This window comes from Promicromonospora sp. NPDC052451, from assembly GCF_044547525.1.
GTDB lineage: Bacteria > Actinomycetota > Actinomycetes > Actinomycetales > Cellulomonadaceae > Promicromonospora.
In genome coordinates this window covers 593,387-611,321 of sequence record NZ_JBIUAP010000002.1, presented here as the reverse complement: position 1 = coordinate 611,321, position 17,935 = coordinate 593,387, and the positions used below count along the sequence as shown (strand labels likewise).

Sequence of the window (17,935 nt, the reverse complement as noted above, 5' to 3'; positions counted from 1 at the left end):
CCGGCCGCCGTGTCGGGCCCGTACGTGTCGGAGGTGTCCGGAGCGATGCTCGACCAGGCCGCCGCGATAGGCCGTGGCGACCTGTCCAGCCTCGAGCTCACGCGGGCGTACCTGGAACGAATCGACGCACTGGACGGACCGGACGGGCTCAACGCGTTCATCCTCTCGCGTGGGCAGGACGCCCTGGCGGAGGCCACCCGGCTCGACCGCCTCCGTGCCCAGGGGGGTCCGCTGGGTCCGCTGCACGGTGTCCCGCTGGCCGTCAAGGACAACCTGTTCACCGCCGGCACCACCACGTCCAACGGCACCGCGCTGCTCGAGTCATTCATCCCCGACCACGACGCCACAGCAGTACGGCAGCTGCGCCGGGCCGGCGCGGTCGTCCTGGGCAAGACCAACCTGCACGAGAGCTCGTTCGGCATCACGAGCAACAACCCCCACTACGGTGCGGTGCGCAACCCCTACGACCCGCTGCGGATCCCCGGAGGTTCCAGCGGCGGGTCGGCTGCCGCGGTCGCCGCACGCCTGTGCTCGGCGGCCATCGGCAGCGACACCGGTGGATCGGTGCGGATCCCGGCGGCGCTGTGCGGGGTCGTCGGTCTCAAGCCGACGCTCGGCCGGGTCAGCCGGGGACGCATGTTCGGCCTGTCATGGACGTGCGACGTCGTGGGGCCGATCGCCCGCACCGTGGCCGACGCAGTGGCGCTCCTTCGGGTCATCTCCTCCGGCCCGGACACGCTGGACCCGGATGCGAGACACGGGCCGCCCGGCACGGACGTACCCGAGTCCCTCGCGACGGCCATCGGGTGCCTGCGCGGAGCGCGCATCGGGATTCCCGACGGTTTCTTCGCGGCGGACAACACGCCCGACGTCGACCGTGTCCTGGCCCGTACGTACCGCACGCTCGAAGACGCGGGCGCCGTCCTCGTGCCGGTGACGGTCGAAGGTGTCGAGGCGGCGACCGCACAGGGCTTCGTCACGGTAGTTCCGGAAGCCGTCGTGCTCACCGAGCGCGCACTACGAACCGCGGGCATCGACGGCGGGATCGTCGCGCACCTCGACCGCTTCGGCGCGGACGTCCGGGCCGCTCTGGGTGCGCAGGTCGGACCTGAGCCGGAGCCCGTACCCGCATTCCAGTACGCGAAGGTCCAGGCCGCCACGCTGCCCGCGCTCCGCCGGGCGTTCGCGGACACGTTCACCACGGTGGACGTGCTGCTCACGGCCACCACGCCGGCGACCGCTGTCCCGATCACCCAGGACACCACCATGCGACACAACGGACGGTCCGCCGGCACCTTCGAGACCTTCGTCAGGTACACCTACGGGATCTCGATGGCAGGCCTACCGGCGGTCTCCCTGCCAGCGGGCACCGATGCCGCGGGCTTGCCCGTCGGAGTGCAGCTCGTCGGCCCACGCTGGGGTGAGGCCACGCTGGTGCGGATCGCGCACGCGCTCGAGAACGCCGTGCGGCAGTGAGTCCCGGCGGCGGCGACCATCCCCGGGGCGCCATCAGAACGTCTCAGCAACGACACGAGGAGCCAGCACGATGACGAGCGACATCGACCCGCTGATCGACACCGACAAGCCACCGAGCGGCCTGGGCTGCCGCGAGTGTCTGTCCAGCGGCACGGGCTGGTGGCTGCACCTCAGGCGGTGCGCGACCTGTGGTGTCGTGGGGTGCTGCGACAGCTCGCCGGCCGGGCATGCGTCCCGGCATGCCCGACAGGCCGGGCACCCGATCATCCAGAGCTTCGAACCAGGTGAGGACTGGTTCTACGACTACCGCACCGAGCTGTCCATGGACGGGCCGGTCCTGGCTCCGCCGCGCAGCCGCCCCCTCGGCCAGCCCAGCCCTGGTCCCGTCGAACGTCTCCCGCACAACTGGACGGAGCTCCTGCACTGACCCTCAGAGCCGGAGGCTCCGCAGTGCTCCGTCGTGCTCCTGAGCCAGCATCTGGTGCACGGATGCGACAGCCCCGGCCCCCTCACCGACAGCCGAGGCCACCCGCTTGACCGACCCTGCGCGGACGTCACCCGCGGCGAACACCCGTGGGTGGCTCGTCTGATACGGCAGGGCCGGCCTGCCCGGCCCTGCCGTCCGTGCGGACGTCCGGGTCCCGGTGAGCAGGAACCCGTGCGGGTCGCGCTCCAGGCAGGCGAGCCAGTCCGTGTCGGGGTCGGCACCGATGAAGCAGAACACCGCACTGCTGGGAACTTCACGGCCGGGGGCATCGCCATGCGCCAGGACGACGCCGCTGAGCGCGCCGTCGCCGGTCAACCCCACGACCTGCGTGCGGTGGTGGAGGTGGATCTTGGGATCCGCCTCCAGCCGCCTGCACAGGTAGTCCGACATGCTCTGCCGGATCTCCTCGCCCCTGACCACGAGATCGACACGTGCACCCCGGGCCGCCAGGAACAGGGCCGCCTGACCAGCGGAGTTCGCTCCACCGACCACTGTGACGGGCCGGGTGACGCAGTCGCGCGCGTCGAGCTCGGTGGCCGAGTAGCGCACGTGCCCGAGCTTCTCGAACTCGTCCAGCCGGGGAACGGACAGCCGACGATAGCGCGCTCCGGTGGCGACGATCAGCGACCGGGCCCGAAGACGCACGCCGTCCGCAAGGCGCACCGCGGGACCGCGCGGGTCGCCGACGTCCAGCGCCACCACGTCGCACGGTGCGTACAGCTGCGCACCGAACTTCAGCGCCTGCACCAGCGCCAGCCTCGTCAGCTCCTCCCCGCTGACGCCACGCGGAAACCCGAGATAGTTCTCGATCCGAGAGCTCGTGGCAGCCTGCCCACCTGCCCCACCCGAGTCGAGCAGCACCGTGGCCAGGCCTTCGGACGCCCCGTAGACCGCCGCCGCCAAACCGGCCGGGCCTGCTCCGACGACCACGAGGTCCACCGCGCGCATCGAGTCGCCGGACCCCGGGGAGCCGTCGTACGTCAGGCCGATCGCCGCGGCGACGTCGTGGGGCGCCGCCCTGCGGAGCGCGCGGTCCGAGACGACCGCGACCGGAAGGTCCGCCGCCGTCAGGCCATGGGCGGCCATGAGCGCCTGTCCGGGAACGGAGTCGGCGTCCAGGGCCTCGTGCGGGAGCAGGAGCCGGGCCGCATAGGCCTGAAGAGCACGCGTCTGGTCAGAGTGCGGTGCGCCGACGATCTCCAGCACGCTGCCGGCAGCCCGTTGCACGATGCGGCGGCGGACGCTGAACGCCTCGACGATCACGTCGGCGATGTCGACCTGCTCACGGAGCACCGCACGGAACCGTTCTCCACCGATCCGGATCACGACACCAGGGCGGCTGACCCTGGCGGTCAGAAACACCGACTGCCCGGTGAGCATGCTCAGCTCGCCCGTGAAGTCACCTGGGTGCCGGGAGTAGACCACGTACTCGGAGTCGGTGGCCGTGGCATCGCGCACCACGTCGACGACCGCCGACTCGATCAGGAAGAGGTCGTAGCGCCGGTCACCCGTGGCGTACAGCACATCGCCCTGAGCGACGTCCTCACGCTCACCGTACGAGGCGAGACGGCGAAACTGCTCCGGGTTCAAGGACGGCGCATCTGCCAGGGCGGCGACAGCCTCGGCACGGACATCCTCTGTGCCGGCTGCCGGTTCGCTCTCCTGAGGCATGCTCCGCCCTACCTTCCAGCGCGGTGATCATCCAGGCCACCTGACGACCGTCGGGCGCCTGCCCGGCCAGGCCTCAACGCTACGAGGACGCGGTGGACAACGAGTGGATTTCGCCGTCGCGCACTGAGACATCGATTCACAGGGCGTCTACCGGCAACCGGCAGGCTCGGCCAGAGATCGTTGACCCTCACGACGGAGGAACCCATGCACGAGCATGCCTACCAGGCGCAGTGCGAAGCCGAGGAGCCGCGCCACACTGCCGCCACCGCACCCAGCCGCAACCCGCGGCTGGCGTTGTTCGCGCTGGCGCTGGGCACGTTCGCGATCGGTACCGGCGAGTTCGGCAGCAACGGCATCATCCAGCTCTTCGCCGCCGACCTGGACGTGTCCATCCCCGTAGCGACCTACGCCATCACCGCCTACGCCTTCGGCGTCATGATCGGCTCCCCCGCCATCACGCTGATCGCCGCACGCACCAACCGCCGCACCCTCCTGCTCGGCCTGGTCGCACTGTTCCTGATCGGCAACGGACTGTCGGCCATCGCACCCAACCTCGCCCTGCTGGTCGTGTTCCGGTTCATCGCGGGCAGCGTCCAGGGCGCGTTCTTCGGGGCCGGCGCCGTGGTCGCCGCCTACGTCTACGGTCCCGGGCGGGGCGGCAAAGCCTTCGCCACCGTCATGGGCGGTCTGACCGTCGCCACCATCGTCGGCTCACCCCTGGGCACCTACATCGGGCAGAACGCCGGCTGGCGCGCCATGTACTGGGCCGTCGTCGTCATCGGCCTGCTCGCCGGCGCCGCCCTGGTCGCCTGGCTGCCGCGCACCAGCGACCTGCACGGCGGCTCCATCCGCAACGAGCTGAGCGCCCTGCGCCGCCTCAACGTCTGGCTCATGGTCGCCGTCGCCGCCCTCGGCATCTCCAGCATCTTCGCCGTCTACACCTTCATCGGCCCCTTCATCACCGACGCCGCCCACCAGGACCCCGCTCTCATCCCCCTCGCACTGGCCGTGTTCGGCATCGGCATGGCCGTAGGCAACGGCCTGGGCGGACGCGTCGCCGACCGGTACGAGAGCCGCGGCCTGCTCTACGGGTACGGCGGCGTGCTCGTCTTCCTGGTCCTGATCGGCATCGCCGGCAACAACCTCACCGTCCTGCTGCTCTGCTTCTTCGGCACCGGGGCCACGATGATGTTCGCCATCCCCACCATCCAGGTCCGGCTCACCGGCTTCGCGCCCGACGCCCCCACCCTCATGGGCGCCCTCAACCTCGCCGCCCTGAACCTGGCCAACTCCCTCGGCGCGATCGGCGGCGCCATCACCCTCGGCGCCGGCTGGGGAACCCTGTCCACCGTCTGGGCCGGCGCCGTCCTGACCAGCGCCGGCCTGCTGCTCTACGTCACGACCGTCGGGCGGGTACGGACGCCACTGCCCGCCGCCACGTGAGACGAGCCCGCCCGAGCATGGTGCGCCCGGCGCACCGGCGTGCACGGCTCCGGACAGGCCCGAGAAACCGCGTCCCCGACAGGAGCAGCAACGCATGACCGACCCCGAGGCACACCAGACGCCGGACCCGTCGTGGTCGCAGGCGGACTATCACCATCCGGCGGCCGGGTGGGGCGCTGCCCGGTCGGTCGGGACGTTCCTGGCCAAGGAGGGCGCCGTCGTCTCGGGCCCGCGCGCCATGGCCCGCATGAACCACTCCGACGGCGGCTTCGACTGCCCCGGTTGCGCGTGGCCGGACGACCTGAAAGGCCTGGCGCTCGACCTGTGCGAGAACGGGGTCAAGCACGTCGCCTGGGAGATGACCGCCCGACGCGCCGACCGGCACTTCTTCGCCGCTCACGCCGTCGACGAGCTGCGCGGCTGGCGGGACGCCGACCTGGAGGCGGCGGGCCGCCTGACCGAGCCCATGTCGTACGACGCAGCAACCGACCGGTACGTACCCATCACCTGGGCGGCCGCGTTCGCGATGATCGGGCAGGAGCTGCGCAGCCTGGACAGCCCGGACCAGGCCGCCTTCTACACATCTGGCCGGCTCAGCAACGAGGCGACGTTCCTGTACCAGCTGATGGCCCGCGAGTACGGCACCAACAACCTGCCGGACTGTTCCAACATGTGCCACGAGGCCTCGGGCCTGGCCCTGCAGGCAGCCCTCGGCACCGGCAAGGGCACCGCCGACCTCGACGACTGGGAGACCGCCGACGCGCTGTTCATCTTCGGCGTCAACGCCGCCTCCAACGCGCCGAGAATGCTGACCGCGCTCACCCACGCATACGAACGGGGCGCTCAGATCGTTCACGTCAACCCGCTCGTGGAAGCCGCAGCACGGCGCGCCATCATCCCGCACGAGGTCGCCGACATGGCCCTGAACAAGGCAACCAGGACCAGCACCCTCAACCTCCAGGTACGCCCGGGCGGGGATCTCGCGCTCCTGCGAGGGATCGCCAAGTCGGTCTTCGAGGCCCACGCCACCCACCCCGCCGCCGTCGACCAGGCCTTCCTCGCACGGCACACCCATGGATCAGACCGGTACCGCGGGCTGGTCGAAGCCACCACCTGGGCGGATCTGACCACGCAGTCCGGCCTGAGCGAGTCGGAGATCCGCAAGGCCGGTCAGATCTACCTGGCGTCCGACCGCACGCTGATGAGCTGGTGCCTGGGCCTCACCCAGCACGAGCACGGCGTGGACACCGTCCGCGAGATCGTCAACGTCCTGCTCCTGCGCGGCAACCTCGGCCGGGAAGGCACCGGACCCTCCCCCGTGCGCGGCCACAGCAACGTCCAGGGCAACCGCACCTGCGGCATCGACCACCGCCCGTCGCGAGAGTTCCTCGACCGGCTCGCCGCGGCCTGCGACATCCGTCCGCCACTTGAGCACGGCCTCGACACGGTGGCCACCGTGCAGGCGATGCACCGCGGCGCGGTCAAGGTCTTCGTCGGCATGGGCGGCAACTTCGTCCGCGCGGCTCCCGACACCGTATACACGGCAGCCGGCATGCACCGGTGCGAGCTGACCGTCCACGTCAGCACCAAGCTCAACCGCAGCCACCTCGACCACGGCCGCAAGGCGCTCATCCTGCCGTGCCTGGGCCGCACCGAACGCGACCCCCAGCGCAGCGGACTTCAGTCCGTCTCCGTCGAGGACTCGATGAGCATGGTGCACCTCTCACGCGGCCACCGGAAACCACCCTCGCCCCACCTCCTGTCCGAACCCGCGATCATCGCCGCGATGGCCAGGGCCACGCTGCCCGACAGCACCACCCCATGGGAGTGGTACGTCGAGGACTACGACCGGATCCGCGACGTGATGGCCCGAGCTCTGGTCGGCTTCGAGGACTTCAACACCCGGGTGCGCCGCCCCCGAGGGTTCCGGATCGAGCAGCCCGCCCGCGAGCTCGTCTTCCACACACCGACCCGACGCGCCGAGTTCTCCTGCGCCCCGCTGCCCGACGTCGTCCCGGAGTCGGACGACGTGCTCGTGCTGCAGACCATGCGGTCACACGACCAGTGGAACACCACGATCTACTCCGACAACGACCGCTACCGCGGGATCAAGAACCTGCGCACCCTGATCCTGATGAACACCGAGGACATGACCTCACGCGGGATCCCCCAGGGCACACTGGTCGACATCGTCGCCACCTCCAAGGACGGAAGCGTCCGGGAGCTGCGTGGCTATCGTGCGCTGGCGTACGACCTGCCCCGGGGCAGCGCCGCGGGCTACATGCCGGAGATGAACGCTCTGGTCGGAATCAGTGACTACAGCACACAGAGCAACCAGCCCCTGATGAAGAACCTCAAGGTCCGCGTCACGCCGGCCCGAGCCGACGACGAGTAGCCGGGTCCGGGATGCACGACGCAGTGCTTCTCGTCCGTCCAGTACTGGGCCGCAGCGCGCTCACCGCACGGAACCCGGAGCTTCGAGCCAGGTGCCTTGCCCGCTTTGAGACGCGGCTTGGCATGCTCGCCGTGTCGAACCATGCCAGATCGCGTTCTCGAAGCGGACCTCAGCAGACGCACCTACTGGCGCAACAACGAACGGGAGCCCGGCGAGCCACGCGAACGTCCGGGAACCGGTCCCGGAACTGCGCAACTCGCGCGGCACTGGGGTCGTACACCCACTTGAGCGTGGCGCCGGCCCCGATGAGGCCCTCGCACATGCCGTAGATGTGACCGTGGTCCAGCCCGACCGCGGCGAAGACGAACTCTCCCCCCTCGACGACCGGTGCAGGCAGGGGTGCCGGTGCGTACGTCGCCCCGTCGCCGGCGTTCATCGTGCTCGCCCGGCGACGTCGACGCCATGTTCGCCGGACACGCTGATCGCACCGGCCTGATGCCGTACGGACGCCGACTTGGTGAAGTACCTCGGCGCGCGCTCCGCGATGGTGCCGCTGCGGTAGTAGGGATCATCGGTGGTCAGGGGCAGCTCGACCGTTCGACGCTCGATGCCGGCCTGGTAGATGGCGGTGATGACCTCGATGGTCAGCCGCCCGGCCCGGCCGTCGATGGCGGGACGCCCGCCCTGCTCGATCGCTCTCAGGACGTCGTCGACCTGCCCCTGGTGCCCCAGGTGCGACAGCGGGACGTGCTCGTCGGCCAGCGCGTGCAGGCGGTCCACCAACGTGGTGTTGCCCCCTGGTGCGGGGAAGCCGTTGGGCTGAGCGACGTCCGCGACCACGACCCCGTCGAGACTTACGCCGGCGTCCCGTCCCTGGACGACGATCTGCTGCCGCTCGCCGTGGTCGACCACGGAGCTCGTGACGGTCGCCAGGGCGCGCTCGTACTGCAGGACGGCGACCGACAGGTCCTCGATCTCGGCGTTCTCGTGAGCGGCGTTGGTCAGGACCGCCGTCACGGCCTCCGGCTCCCCCAGGAGCCACAGGAGCAGGTCGATGTGGTGCACCGCGTGGTTGAGCGTCGGGCCTCCGCCCTCCTGCTCCCAGGTCCCGCGCCACCACAGGTCGTAGTACGACAGCCCGCGCCACCACGCCGAGTCCACCTGCACACGCGTGACCGGACCGATCAGGCCGGAGTCGACGGCCGACTTCAGCGTGACGACGTCGTCCCGGAACCGGTTCTGCGCCACGGAGGAGAACAGTGCTCCGCTCGCGGCTTCTGCCCGGAGGATGGCATCGCACGCGGCCAGCGAGGGCGCCATCGGCTTCTCGCACAGGACGTTCACGCCGGCGGTGAGACAGTCGACGGCGATCTGCTCGTGGGTGGACGGCGGGGTACAGATGCTGACGAGGTCGACGTTCTCCTGCGCGAGGAGCTCCTCGTGCGAGACGTAGACACGCGCGTCGCGAAGGCCGAGCTGCTTCCGCTTCGCCTCGGCGCTGTCGATCGACTCGTCGACGAGCGCGACGACGGAGCAGCGGTCCGGGAAGGCCTGGTAGGCCTCCATGTGGAGTATCGAGATGTTGCCGGTGCCGATGATGGCAACCTTGATCACTTCTGTCTCCTGTCGTGGGGAACGTGATAAGTCGTCCGCCGGGACGACGGCGATACCGGCGCTGTCCAGCGGTCAGTGAGCTGTGACCGCTGGACAGCGCCTCGCCTGGTGGTTGCCGCGGGAGGTCAGGACGCGGCGTCGATCGCGTTCTGGACCTCGTCGATGAAGCCCGCCGCCGCCGCCTCGACGGACATCTGGCCCAGCAGCACCTGCTCGTTGTAGCGGCCGACGACGGTCTGGACGTCGCTGGCGCCGTTCGGTGTGACCGGGGAGCTCGGCCCGGACTCCTGACCCATGTCCTCCGTGAAGTCGACCACCAGCTGATTCGCCTCGTCGAGCGAGCCCGCGATGGCGTCGTTCATGGCCGGATTGACCGGGACGCCGCGCTCCACCCCGAACAGCTTGGCGACGCGCTCGTCGCTGTTGAGGAAGTTCACGAGCAGACCGGCCTCGGCCGGGTGCTCGCTCCTGGAGGAGACCGACCAGTACATGGACGGCTTCAGATACTGAAATCCGTCCTGGGTCGAGTCGTCCGTCGGCCAGTTCGCGATCGTGTACTCGAAGTCCGGTGCCGCCGCCTGGTAGGAGGGGAACGAGCCGGCCGCGATGAACATCATGCCGACACCACCGGTGACGATCGAGCTCTGGTCGAGGGGAACTCCGCTGGTCTCGGCCCACTCGGTGGCGGACGCCGAGGCGCCCGAGTCGATCCAGCTCCGCTCGAGGTTGAAGTAGTCCTCGACGGTCTTGGCGCTGATGGCGACGTTGCCGTCGGCGTCGAACAGCTCGTCACCGTGCTGTCGCGCCCAGATCCGCAGGCTGAACGTGTCGGCCCCGAAGAGGTTGACGCCGCGCACCTCTCCGCCCGAGGCGTCGGAGAGCGCCTCCGCTGTGGCGTTGAACTCGTCCCACGTCCACGACGTGGTGTCGGGCAGCGGCACGTCGTACTTCTCGAACAGGCTCTTGTTGATGATGACGCCGTTCGGCGCCGCACCGATCGGCAGGCCCAGCAGCTGCTCGCCCACCCGACCCGAGTCGAGCACCGAGTCATCGAGGTCGTCCGTCTTCAGGACGCCGGAGAGAGACTCCAGGTCCGTCAGGGCGCCCCTTGCCCCGTAGGAGGCGAGGTAGACCTCGTCGAACTGCATCACGTCCGGGGCTTCGCCTCCGGCTGTCGTCGTCGCCAGCCGGTCCCAGTAGCCGCTCCAGTCGGCGAACTGCGGTTCGACGGTGATGTTCGGATGGTCTGCCTCGAAGAGCTCGATGGCCTCCAGCGTGGCCTGCGTCCGGGCATCCCCGCCCCACCAGGTCATGGAGATCGTGACGTCCTGCTCAGAGAGCTCGACATCGCCACTTCCGGTAGAAGCGATCCCGCAGCCCGCGAGGAGCATGCCGACGGCTGCCAGCGCCGCCAGCCCCCCGCCCTTGTGTATCCGTCGCATTGAAAACTGCCTTCCGTGTCAGCTTGACGTGAAATGGGTGGTGCTCGATGGTTCGGCGTCTACTTCCCGCCGGTCGTCGCGATCCCTCGCAGGAGGAACCGCTGGCCGAACAGGAAGACGAAGAACACCGGGACGAGCGATACGACGCTCATGGCGAACAACGCGCCGAAATCTGACTGGGACTGCGCGTCGATGAACGAGCGCAGGGCGACAGGCACGGTGTACCCGTCGGGTTTGGTGAGGAAGATGAGCTGGGAGAAGAAGTCGTTCCAGGTCCAGATGAACGTGAACACCGCGGTGGTGGCGATCGCCGGCACCATCAACGGAAGCATGATCTGCACATAGATCCGCACGTGCCCCGCACCGTCGAGACGAGCCGCCTCGTCCAGCTCGCGCGGAATTCCACGGATGAACTGCACCATGAGGAATATGAAGAACGCATCCGTGGCGAGGAACTTGGGCACGATGAGCGGAAGGAAGGTGTTGATCCAGCCCAGCTGCGCGTAGAGCACGTACTGCGGAATGATCAGGACGTGGACCGGCAGCATGATCGTCACGATCATGACGACGAAAGCGACCGGCCGCCACGAGAAGTTCAGGCGCGCGAAAGCGTATGCCGCCATCGAGCACGAGAGCACGTTCCCGATGACCGAACCAGCCACCACGATCGCAGAATTCGCAAGATATGCGCCGAAAGGGCGCTGCAGGGCGTTCCAGCCATCCGGGTAGTGCGAGAAGTCGAACGTGTCGACGAAGATTCCCGAGTTCGTGAATATCTCGCTGTTGGGCCGGACCGAGCTCGCGAGCATCCACAGGAGCGGATACAACATGACCAGCACGACGAGGATGAGTACGCCGTGTGTCGTCACGCTCCGTATCGACGAGCGGATCTTTCGCTGGCGATTAGTCATTGTAGAAGACCCAATACTTGGAGAGCCAGAAGTTGATCGCCGTGAACGCTCCGATGATGATGAGCAGCAACCACGCGAGGGCCGAGGCGTAGCCCATTCTCAGGCCGGCAAATCCCTCCTGGTAGAGGTACAAGGAGAAGAAGAGGGTCGAGTCCGCCGGTCCACCGCTGCCGTTCGAGATGATGAAGGCCTGCGTGAACGCCTGGAACGATCCGATGATCCCGAGCACCAGGTTGAAGAAGATGATCGGGCTCAGCAGCGGCAGGGTGATCGAGCGAAACCGCCTCCATCGGGACGCCCCGTCGACCTGTGCCGCCTCCTGAAGCTCCGTAGGAATCTGGCGAAGACCCGCAAGAAAGATGACCATGGGCGAGCCGAAGGTCCACACGTGAAGCACCATGATGGTGCCCAGCGCTGTGCTCGGTTCGGCGATCCACGCCGGTCCATGGATGCCGAACAATGCCAGGAACGAGTTCAGAAGGCCCTCGGCCCCGAAGACAAGGCGCCACAGGACCGCGATGGCCACACTCCCACCTAGGAGGGAGGGCAGATAGAGCACCGACCGGTACAGCGGGAGACCGCGTAGGCCCCGGTCAAGGAGGACCGCGATACCCAGCGCGACAGCAAGCTGGACCGGCACCGACACGAGGACATAGGCGAACGTCACCCCGAGAGACCGGGCGAGGCGCTCGTCGCCGAGCATCCGCTCGATGTTGTCGAGACCTGTGAAGACCGGGTCCTGGAGCAGGTTGTAGTTGGTGAACGCCAGATAGAGCGACACCAGCATCGGACCGAGCGTGATGCCCACGAACCCCACGAGCCACGGCGCGAGGAACCCGAGCGCGGCCCGGCCGTCAGCCTTCGCGCTCTTGCCGCCAGCTCCACCCGCACGGTGGGCACGCAGCTGACGAAGCTCGCCGAGTGCGCTCATCGCGGGCACCGCCATGTCCCGGGCCGCGCGCCCGACAGGTAGCTCCAGGGGAATCGACTGCAGGATCGCCGACGGCGGCGTTGCGGAATGATCGCGCTCACGACACTTTCCCTCCTCCTTGAGGTCGCAAGGCCCGTGGCGACCGCTTCGGCGGCACGGGCAGTGATACGTATCGGTAGTGATACGTATCGGTATAGTGTCTGCGCCGGCGACCGGTGTCAAGAACGTTGTCGGACGGACAGGGCGGGCACACTGGTGCGTCCGGGACGACGACGAGAGGAACGGACCATGGCGGAGCGGGCCACCAGCCGCGATGTCGCACGCCGTGCGGGCGTGGCGCAGTCGACGGTTTCGTACGTCCTCGCGGGCAAGGGGTCGATCTCGGCCGAGACTCGCAAGCGGGTGCTACGCGCCGTCGAGGAGCTGAACTACCAGCCCAACCTCGTGGCGCGCGCGATGCGCACGAGGCGCACCGGCCGCGTCGCCGTGGTGATGGGACTCCCGATCTACAACCCCGTACGCATGCTCGCCGGTGCCGGTGCCGCGGCAGAGCACGCCGGCTACACGATGGAGGTCCACAGCGTCGACGGCCACATCGGGCTCCGTAGCCAGCGCGTGCTGGAACTGGCCGGATCAGGAGAGTTCGAGGGCGTTCTGTCCTTCGCCCCCGTCGAGCCCGGCCTCGAGACCAAGGCTCCGCCCGATGTCCCGATCGTCATGTCGGCGAACTTCAACGACGAGATGCATTCAGCCGGTGAGCTCGCCGATGCCACTCCGGTGAGGCTGTTCATCGAGCGCCTGGCATCCCTCGGCCACACGCGCTTCCTGCACGTCGCGGGGCCCTCCGACTTCCTCTCTGCACGAGCACGAGAACACGTGTTCACCGAGACGATCGAACACCTCGGGCTCGAGTCGCTCGGAGTCGTCGGCCACGGCTGGACCGGCGAGACCGGCGTCGAGGCGGTGCGAGCCCTTCCCGATGGCACTCCGCCGGTCGCTGTCATCGCCGTCAACGATCTCGTGGCGGTCGGAGTGATGCGCGGCGCTGCCGAGCGCGGCTGGACCGTACCCGCAGACCTGAGCATCACCGGCTGGGACAACTACGACGTCGGCCCGTTCCTTTTCCCCTCGCTGACCACGGTAGACACCAACCGAGCTGAGGCCGGGCGCCGAGCGATGCTCCGGCTCGTAGCAGCTCTGCGCAAGGAAGCACCACCCGAGCACGAAGAACCCCTCAACCAGATCATCTGGCGAGAGTCGATCGCCTCCCCCGACGTACACGCGGGACGGCAGTAGCCACCGGCGGCCTGGCATCCGGCGGACAGCGGAGACTCCCATCAGACTCACATTCGCACCCACGACGGGGACCTGCCGTCGACGAAGGACCCTCCAGCGGGAGCGCAAAGCGTGAGCTCGGCACTCCGGTCGACACCAGGAACAGGGGTGACCTCATCGACCTCGGAGCGGCTTCTTGGTCATGATGGTGGCTGCCCGGAGAGGCTGCGCCCCACCTGTCGCATGCCATTGAGGTATCCGAGGAAGGCGTGGGGAGCTACCCGACAACCCGGCGCCATGGGCGACGATGCGAGGTGACCGTCACGCTCTGCGAAGCCCGTCGTGGGACGGGCGTCCAGGACACCAAAGTGTCGGGTTTCTGTCGGGGAGTTCAAATCTCGGGTCCGTTCTGGCCTGGCGAACCAGAGGTTCACCAGGCCAGACGTGTCGGGCTGACTGGATTCGAACCAGCGACCCTCTGCTCCCAAAGCAGATGCGCTACCAAGCTGCGCCACAGCCCGCCGTCGGCGGAGGAAACCGGCCGCCACCTGAGGTTTCGCCCGGACGGCCCCGGCCGACGGACCGATCATATCCGGTCGGCACGGCGGCGACGCCAGCCAAATACACCGGGTGGCCGTGCTGGTGGCCATGCTGGCGACCGCCCTGGCGACCGCGCTGGCGACCGCGCTGGGGCTGTGCCGTTGACCGTGCTGACCAACGATGCAGAGGCGGCACGGCGTCGTGCCCGTTCCCCGGCTGGCTGACCACCGCCCCACCTGTCCCCTCCCGCCCGGCGTGCCCGCCGCGAAGTCGCGTTCTACCCAGTCATCAGGCCCACAATGACGCGGGATTCTGGGCCTGATGACTGGGTAGAACATGACTTTCGGCGGCCGTCCGAGCGCGGCCCCGATCGGCATGCCCCGGCATGCATCCGCGCCACCAGCACACCCAGGCAAGCACGCCCGCCCCGGCACCCCGGCAAGCAGCACACCCCGGCCCCCCGGGTAAGCACCACCCAGCACCCCCGGTACGCCCGCCCCGGGCCGAGAACACCGCAACCCACCGAAACCCCAGGCACCCCAGGCACCCCAGGCACCCCGGGCACCCCCGCCTACGCATCCCCCAACGTAGAAGCCCGCACCACCAACCGCGGCGCCAGCCGCTCGACCCCTCGCCCAGGATCACCTTCGATCGCCGCGATCAGCAGCTCCGCCGCGCGCTGGCCGAGCCGTTCGAGCTGCATGTCCACGGTGGTCAGCGGGGGGCGGCTGGCCAGCGACATGACCTCCCAGTCGTCGTACCCGGTGACGGCCACCTCGTCGGGCACCCGCACCCCGAGCTCCCGCAGCCGGTCGCACCCGCCCCGCGCCAGCTGGTCGGAGGCGAAGACGATGGCGTCGACGGCCGGCCTGTCACCCCCGGCAGCGGCGTCGAGGCCCAGAACAAGGTCCACCGCACGTCGACCCCACTGCTCCGACCAGTCGCCGTACAGCGGCGGGCCCACCAGGGCGAGGCCGCGGGTTGCCAGCTCGGCGGCCAGGGCGTCGTGCCGCACCACCGACGCCGCCTGCTCGGCCCGCCCTCCGACGTAGGCGATGCGGCGCCGGCCGAGTCCCACGAGGTGTTCCACGAGCAGTCGCATGCCGAGGGCGTCGTCGGGCACCACGGAGACGTCGTCCGGGTCGGCGGACGGCGCGAACGCGTACACCACCGGCATCGGCACGCGGATGGGTTCGCGCGGTTCGGTGGTGCGGCCGGTGACGATGATGCCGTCGACCCGCCGGGCCACCAGGGCACGCACGTGGTGCTGCTCGCGCACCGGGTCGTGCCGGGCGGTGGCCAGCAGCGCCGACAGCTCGCCGCCGACGAGCGCGTTCTCCGCGCCGAGCACCACGGGCAGCGAGAACCGGCCGGCCGAGTCGGTGCTGAGCAGCCCGACGGTGAAGCTGCGCCGCGCCGAGAGTGACCGCGCGGTCACGTCCGGGACGAAGCCCAGGCGTTCCGCCGCCTCGCGGACCCGTTCCCGGGTGCTCTCGCGCAGCGACCCCGTCCCGTTCAGCGCCTTCGACGCCGTGCCGGGCGCCACGCCCGCCAGGGCGGCCACGTCGGTGATCCGCACCACCCGTCCCCGCTCCATCCCGCACCCACCTTCTTGTTTCCGCTGTTTCCGTCCAGACCGTCATCGTAGATCCTCCCCAGACCTTTGACGTGCACGAGCCGGACTCTCTACGATCAGGAAATCGGATTCCTTGTTTCCGAGATTCCCGTCCCGAAGGAGCGACCGATGACGACCCTCACGCCCAGCGGCACCACCCGCGGCCCCGCCGAACCCTCCGCCGACGCCCGCGTGCTGCTCCGGCCCCTCGCCCCTGGGCACGTCACCATCGACGGCGGTCTGTGGCGCCGCACCGCCGACGTCAACCGGGCGGCCGCCATCCCCGAGGGCCTCGACCAGCTCGGCAAGGCCGGCAACCTGCGCAACCTGGAGATCGCCGCGGGCCAGGCCGAGGGCGAGGCGATCGGCCCGATCTTCGCCGACTCGGACGTGCACAAGTGGCTGGAGGCCGCCGCCTGGGAGTACGCCCGCGAACCCGACGAGCAGCTCCTGGCCGACCAGCTCCGCGTCACCGCGCTCCTTGCGGCAGCCCAGGCCGACGACGGCTACCTCGACTCCGTGCCGGCGCTGCGCAACGTGCCCCGGTACAGCGACCTGCCGTGGAGCCACGAGCTGTACTGCGCGGGCCACCTGTTCCAGGCCGCGGTCGCGCAGGTGCGCGGCACGGGCCACACCGAGCTGCTCGACGTCGCGGTCCGGCTCGCCGATCACCTCGTGGCCACGTTCGGCGACGGTGAGGGGCAGCTCCGCGACGTGGACGGCCACCCGGTGGTCGAGATGGGCCTGGTGGAGCTGTACCGCGAGACCGGTACGCGGGCCTACCTGGACCTCGCGAGCTGGTTCGTGGAGGCGCGCGGCACCGGCATCATCGAGGGCCACGGCAAGGCGCCGACCTACTTCTCGGACCGCGTGCGGGTGCGCGACGCCACCACGGTCGAGGGGCACGCCGTCCGCGCGGTGTACCTCGGGGCGGGTGCCGCCGACGTGGCCATCGAGACCGGCGACGCCCAGCTCCTGGCCGCCCTCGACACCCAGTACCGCGCGATGGAGCGCGGCAAGCAGTACGTGACCGGCGGCCTCGGGGCCCGCTGGGAGGGCGAGTCGTTCGGCGATCCGTACGAGCTGCCCACCGACCGCGGCTACGCCGAGACGTGCGCGGCGATCGGCGGCGTGCAGTGGGCGTGGCGCATGCTCCTGGCCACGGGCGAGCCCCGGTACGCCGACCAGATCGAGCGCATGCTGCTCAACGGCTTCCTGGCCGGGGTGTCGCTGAGCGGCACCGAGTACTTCTACGTGAACCCGCTCCAGCTGCGCAGCGACGCGCACGCCGAGGAGGACCGCAGCCCGGCCCACGGCCGCCGCTCGTGGTTCAGCTGCGCGTGCTGCCCGCCCAACATCATGCGCACGGTCTCCAGCCTGACCGGCTACCTCGCCACGGCGGACGGCTCCGGCCTGCAGCTCCACCAGTACGCGCCGGGCACGGTCACCGCACCCCTGGACGGCGGCACGCTGCGCCTGCGCGTCGAGACCCGCTACCCCGACGAGGGCCGCATCGCCCTGCACGTCGAGGAAGCGCCGGACGGCGAGGCCACGCTCGCCCTGCGCGTCCCCGCCTGGGCCGACGGCGCTACGCTGGACGGCTCCCCCGCCGCTGCGGGGACGTACGCCCGCGTGACGCGCCGGTTCGCCGCGGGCGACACGGTGGTGCTCGACCTGCCGCTCACGCCGCGCCTCACGGTCGCCGACCCGCGGGTCGACGCCGTCCGCGGCTGCGTCGCCGTCGAGCGCGGCCCGCTGGTCTACGCCCTGGAGCAGCCCGACCAGGAGGACGGCGCCGTCGTCGACGACCTGCGGATCGACGCCGGTGCCACGCTGTCCGACGAGTTCCGGCCCGACCTGCTGGGCGGCGTCACGGTCGTGCGGGCACGCGGCGCCGTCGTCCCCGGGCCGGACGCGGAGGCGACGACGCCGTACTCGGCCGCGCCGTCGGCCGAGGGCCCGGCCCGCGAGGTGACCCTGACCGCCATCCCCTACTACGCGTGGGCCAACCGCGGCCCGCAGCCGATGCGGGTCTGGGTGCCCACCCGCTGACCCACCCGCTGTCCCACGCGGGGCCGGCCGCACCCGGCCGGTCCCGCACCCCGGGCTCCGGCCCGTAACCCCCCACGCGACGA

General features: G+C 69.8%; 12 protein-coding genes and 1 tRNA gene. 6 read left to right on the top strand and 7 right to left on the bottom strand.

The window, feature by feature from the left end:
• Positions 1-33: 33 nt before the first annotated feature.
• Positions 34-1,476: an amidase gene (locus tag ACIG47_RS05665; protein WP_397429977.1), complete on the top strand. Its 1,443-nt coding sequence runs from the start codon at positions 34-36 to the stop codon at positions 1,474-1,476.
• A gap of 70 nt (positions 1,477-1,546) precedes the next feature.
• Entirely contained in the window at positions 1,547-1,903 is a 357-nt protein-coding gene (locus tag ACIG47_RS05660) for a UBP-type zinc finger domain-containing protein (protein WP_397429976.1), read from the top strand.
• Between the two features lie 3 nt (positions 1,904-1,906).
• Here ACIG47_RS05660 and ACIG47_RS05655 read toward each other — a convergent pair whose 3' ends face one another.
• On the bottom strand, positions 1,907-3,634 hold the full coding sequence (locus tag ACIG47_RS05655) for an FAD-dependent oxidoreductase (protein ID WP_397429975.1): 1,728 nt from the start codon (positions 3,632-3,634) through the stop codon (positions 1,907-1,909).
• Positions 3,635-3,838: 204 nt separating this feature from the next.
• Here ACIG47_RS05655 and ACIG47_RS05650 point away from each other — a divergent pair, with 204 nt between their 5' ends.
• Together ACIG47_RS05650 and ACIG47_RS05645 are read left to right on the top strand one after the other, a co-directional pair.
• Positions 3,839-5,077, top strand: a complete 1,239-nt coding sequence (locus ACIG47_RS05650; protein ID WP_397429974.1) for an MFS transporter — start codon at positions 3,839-3,841, stop codon at positions 5,075-5,077.
• Positions 5,078-5,171: 94 nt separating this feature from the next.
• Complete coding sequence (locus ACIG47_RS05645) at positions 5,172-7,472, top strand: FdhF/YdeP family oxidoreductase (protein WP_397429973.1); 2,301 nt, start codon at positions 5,172-5,174, stop codon at positions 7,470-7,472.
• Positions 7,473-7,904: 432 nt separating this feature from the next.
• Here the strand turns inward: ACIG47_RS05645 and ACIG47_RS05640 are convergent, their stop codons facing one another.
• The 4 genes from ACIG47_RS05640 to ACIG47_RS05625 form a co-directional block, all read right to left on the bottom strand.
• Positions 7,905-9,086, bottom strand: a complete 1,182-nt coding sequence (locus ACIG47_RS05640) for a Gfo/Idh/MocA family protein (RefSeq protein ID WP_397429972.1) — start codon at positions 9,084-9,086, stop codon at positions 7,905-7,907.
• A 125-nt stretch (positions 9,087-9,211) separates the two neighbouring features.
• Complete coding sequence (locus ACIG47_RS05635) at positions 9,212-10,528, bottom strand: ABC transporter substrate-binding protein (RefSeq protein WP_397429971.1); 1,317 nt, start codon at positions 10,526-10,528, stop codon at positions 9,212-9,214.
• A gap of 59 nt (positions 10,529-10,587) precedes the next feature.
• Entirely contained in the window at positions 10,588-11,439 is an 852-nt protein-coding gene (locus ACIG47_RS05630) for a carbohydrate ABC transporter permease (protein ID WP_397429970.1), read from the bottom strand.
• A complete protein-coding gene (locus ACIG47_RS05625; protein ID WP_397409885.1) occupies positions 11,432-12,370 on the bottom strand; it encodes a carbohydrate ABC transporter permease in 939 nt (312 codons plus the stop codon). The genes ACIG47_RS05630 and ACIG47_RS05625 overlap by 8 nt, the downstream gene beginning before the upstream one ends.
• A gap of 288 nt (positions 12,371-12,658) precedes the next feature.
• On the opposite strand from ACIG47_RS05625, the gene ACIG47_RS05620 reads away from it, so the two are divergent.
• Positions 12,659-13,666 (top strand): LacI family DNA-binding transcriptional regulator, encoded by a 1,008-nt coding sequence (locus ACIG47_RS05620; protein ID WP_397429969.1) that lies wholly within the window; start codon positions 12,659-12,661, stop codon positions 13,664-13,666.
• 426 nt (positions 13,667-14,092) lie between these two features.
• On the opposite strand, the gene ACIG47_RS05615 is transcribed toward ACIG47_RS05620, so the two are convergent.
• Together ACIG47_RS05615 and ACIG47_RS05610 are read right to left on the bottom strand one after the other, a co-directional pair.
• A tRNA-Pro gene (locus ACIG47_RS05615) sits at positions 14,093-14,166 on the bottom strand.
• A gap of 590 nt (positions 14,167-14,756) precedes the next feature.
• On the bottom strand, positions 14,757-15,782 hold the full coding sequence (locus ACIG47_RS05610; RefSeq protein ID WP_397409881.1) for a LacI family DNA-binding transcriptional regulator: 1,026 nt from the start codon (positions 15,780-15,782) through the stop codon (positions 14,757-14,759).
• Positions 15,783-15,929: 147 nt separating this feature from the next.
• Between ACIG47_RS05610 and ACIG47_RS05605 the strand changes: the two genes are divergently transcribed.
• Positions 15,930-17,852, top strand: coding sequence for a glycoside hydrolase family 127 protein (locus tag ACIG47_RS05605; RefSeq protein WP_397429968.1), 1,923 nt, complete (start codon positions 15,930-15,932; stop codon positions 17,850-17,852).
• Positions 17,853-17,935 lie beyond the last annotated feature (83 nt).

Bases quoted from the DNA above. Each gene is read 5' to 3' on its own strand.
- ACIG47_RS05605 (WP_397429968.1), top strand. From the start codon at position 15,930: ATGACGACCCTCACGCCCAGCGGCACCACCCGCGGCCCCGCCGAACCC.
- ACIG47_RS05620 (WP_397429969.1), top strand. From the start codon at position 12,659: ATGGCGGAGCGGGCCACCAGCCGCGATGTCGCACGCCGTGCGGGCGTG.
- ACIG47_RS05655 (WP_397429975.1), bottom strand. From the start codon at position 3,634: ATGCCTCAGGAGAGCGAACCGGCAGCCGGCACAGAGGATGTCCGTGCC.
- ACIG47_RS05645 (WP_397429973.1), top strand. From the start codon at position 5,172: ATGACCGACCCCGAGGCACACCAGACGCCGGACCCGTCGTGGTCGCAG.
- ACIG47_RS05630 (WP_397429970.1), bottom strand. From the start codon at position 11,439: ATGACTAATCGCCAGCGAAAGATCCGCTCGTCGATACGGAGCGTGACG.
- ACIG47_RS05625 (WP_397409885.1), bottom strand. From the start codon at position 12,370: ATGAGCGCACTCGGCGAGCTTCGTCAGCTGCGTGCCCACCGTGCGGGT.
- ACIG47_RS05660 (WP_397429976.1), top strand. From the start codon at position 1,547: ATGACGAGCGACATCGACCCGCTGATCGACACCGACAAGCCACCGAGC.
- ACIG47_RS05610 (WP_397409881.1), bottom strand. From the start codon at position 15,782: ATGGAGCGGGGACGGGTGGTGCGGATCACCGACGTGGCCGCCCTGGCG.
- ACIG47_RS05650 (WP_397429974.1), top strand. From the start codon at position 3,839: ATGCACGAGCATGCCTACCAGGCGCAGTGCGAAGCCGAGGAGCCGCGC.
- ACIG47_RS05635 (WP_397429971.1), bottom strand. From the start codon at position 10,528: ATGCGACGGATACACAAGGGCGGGGGGCTGGCGGCGCTGGCAGCCGTC.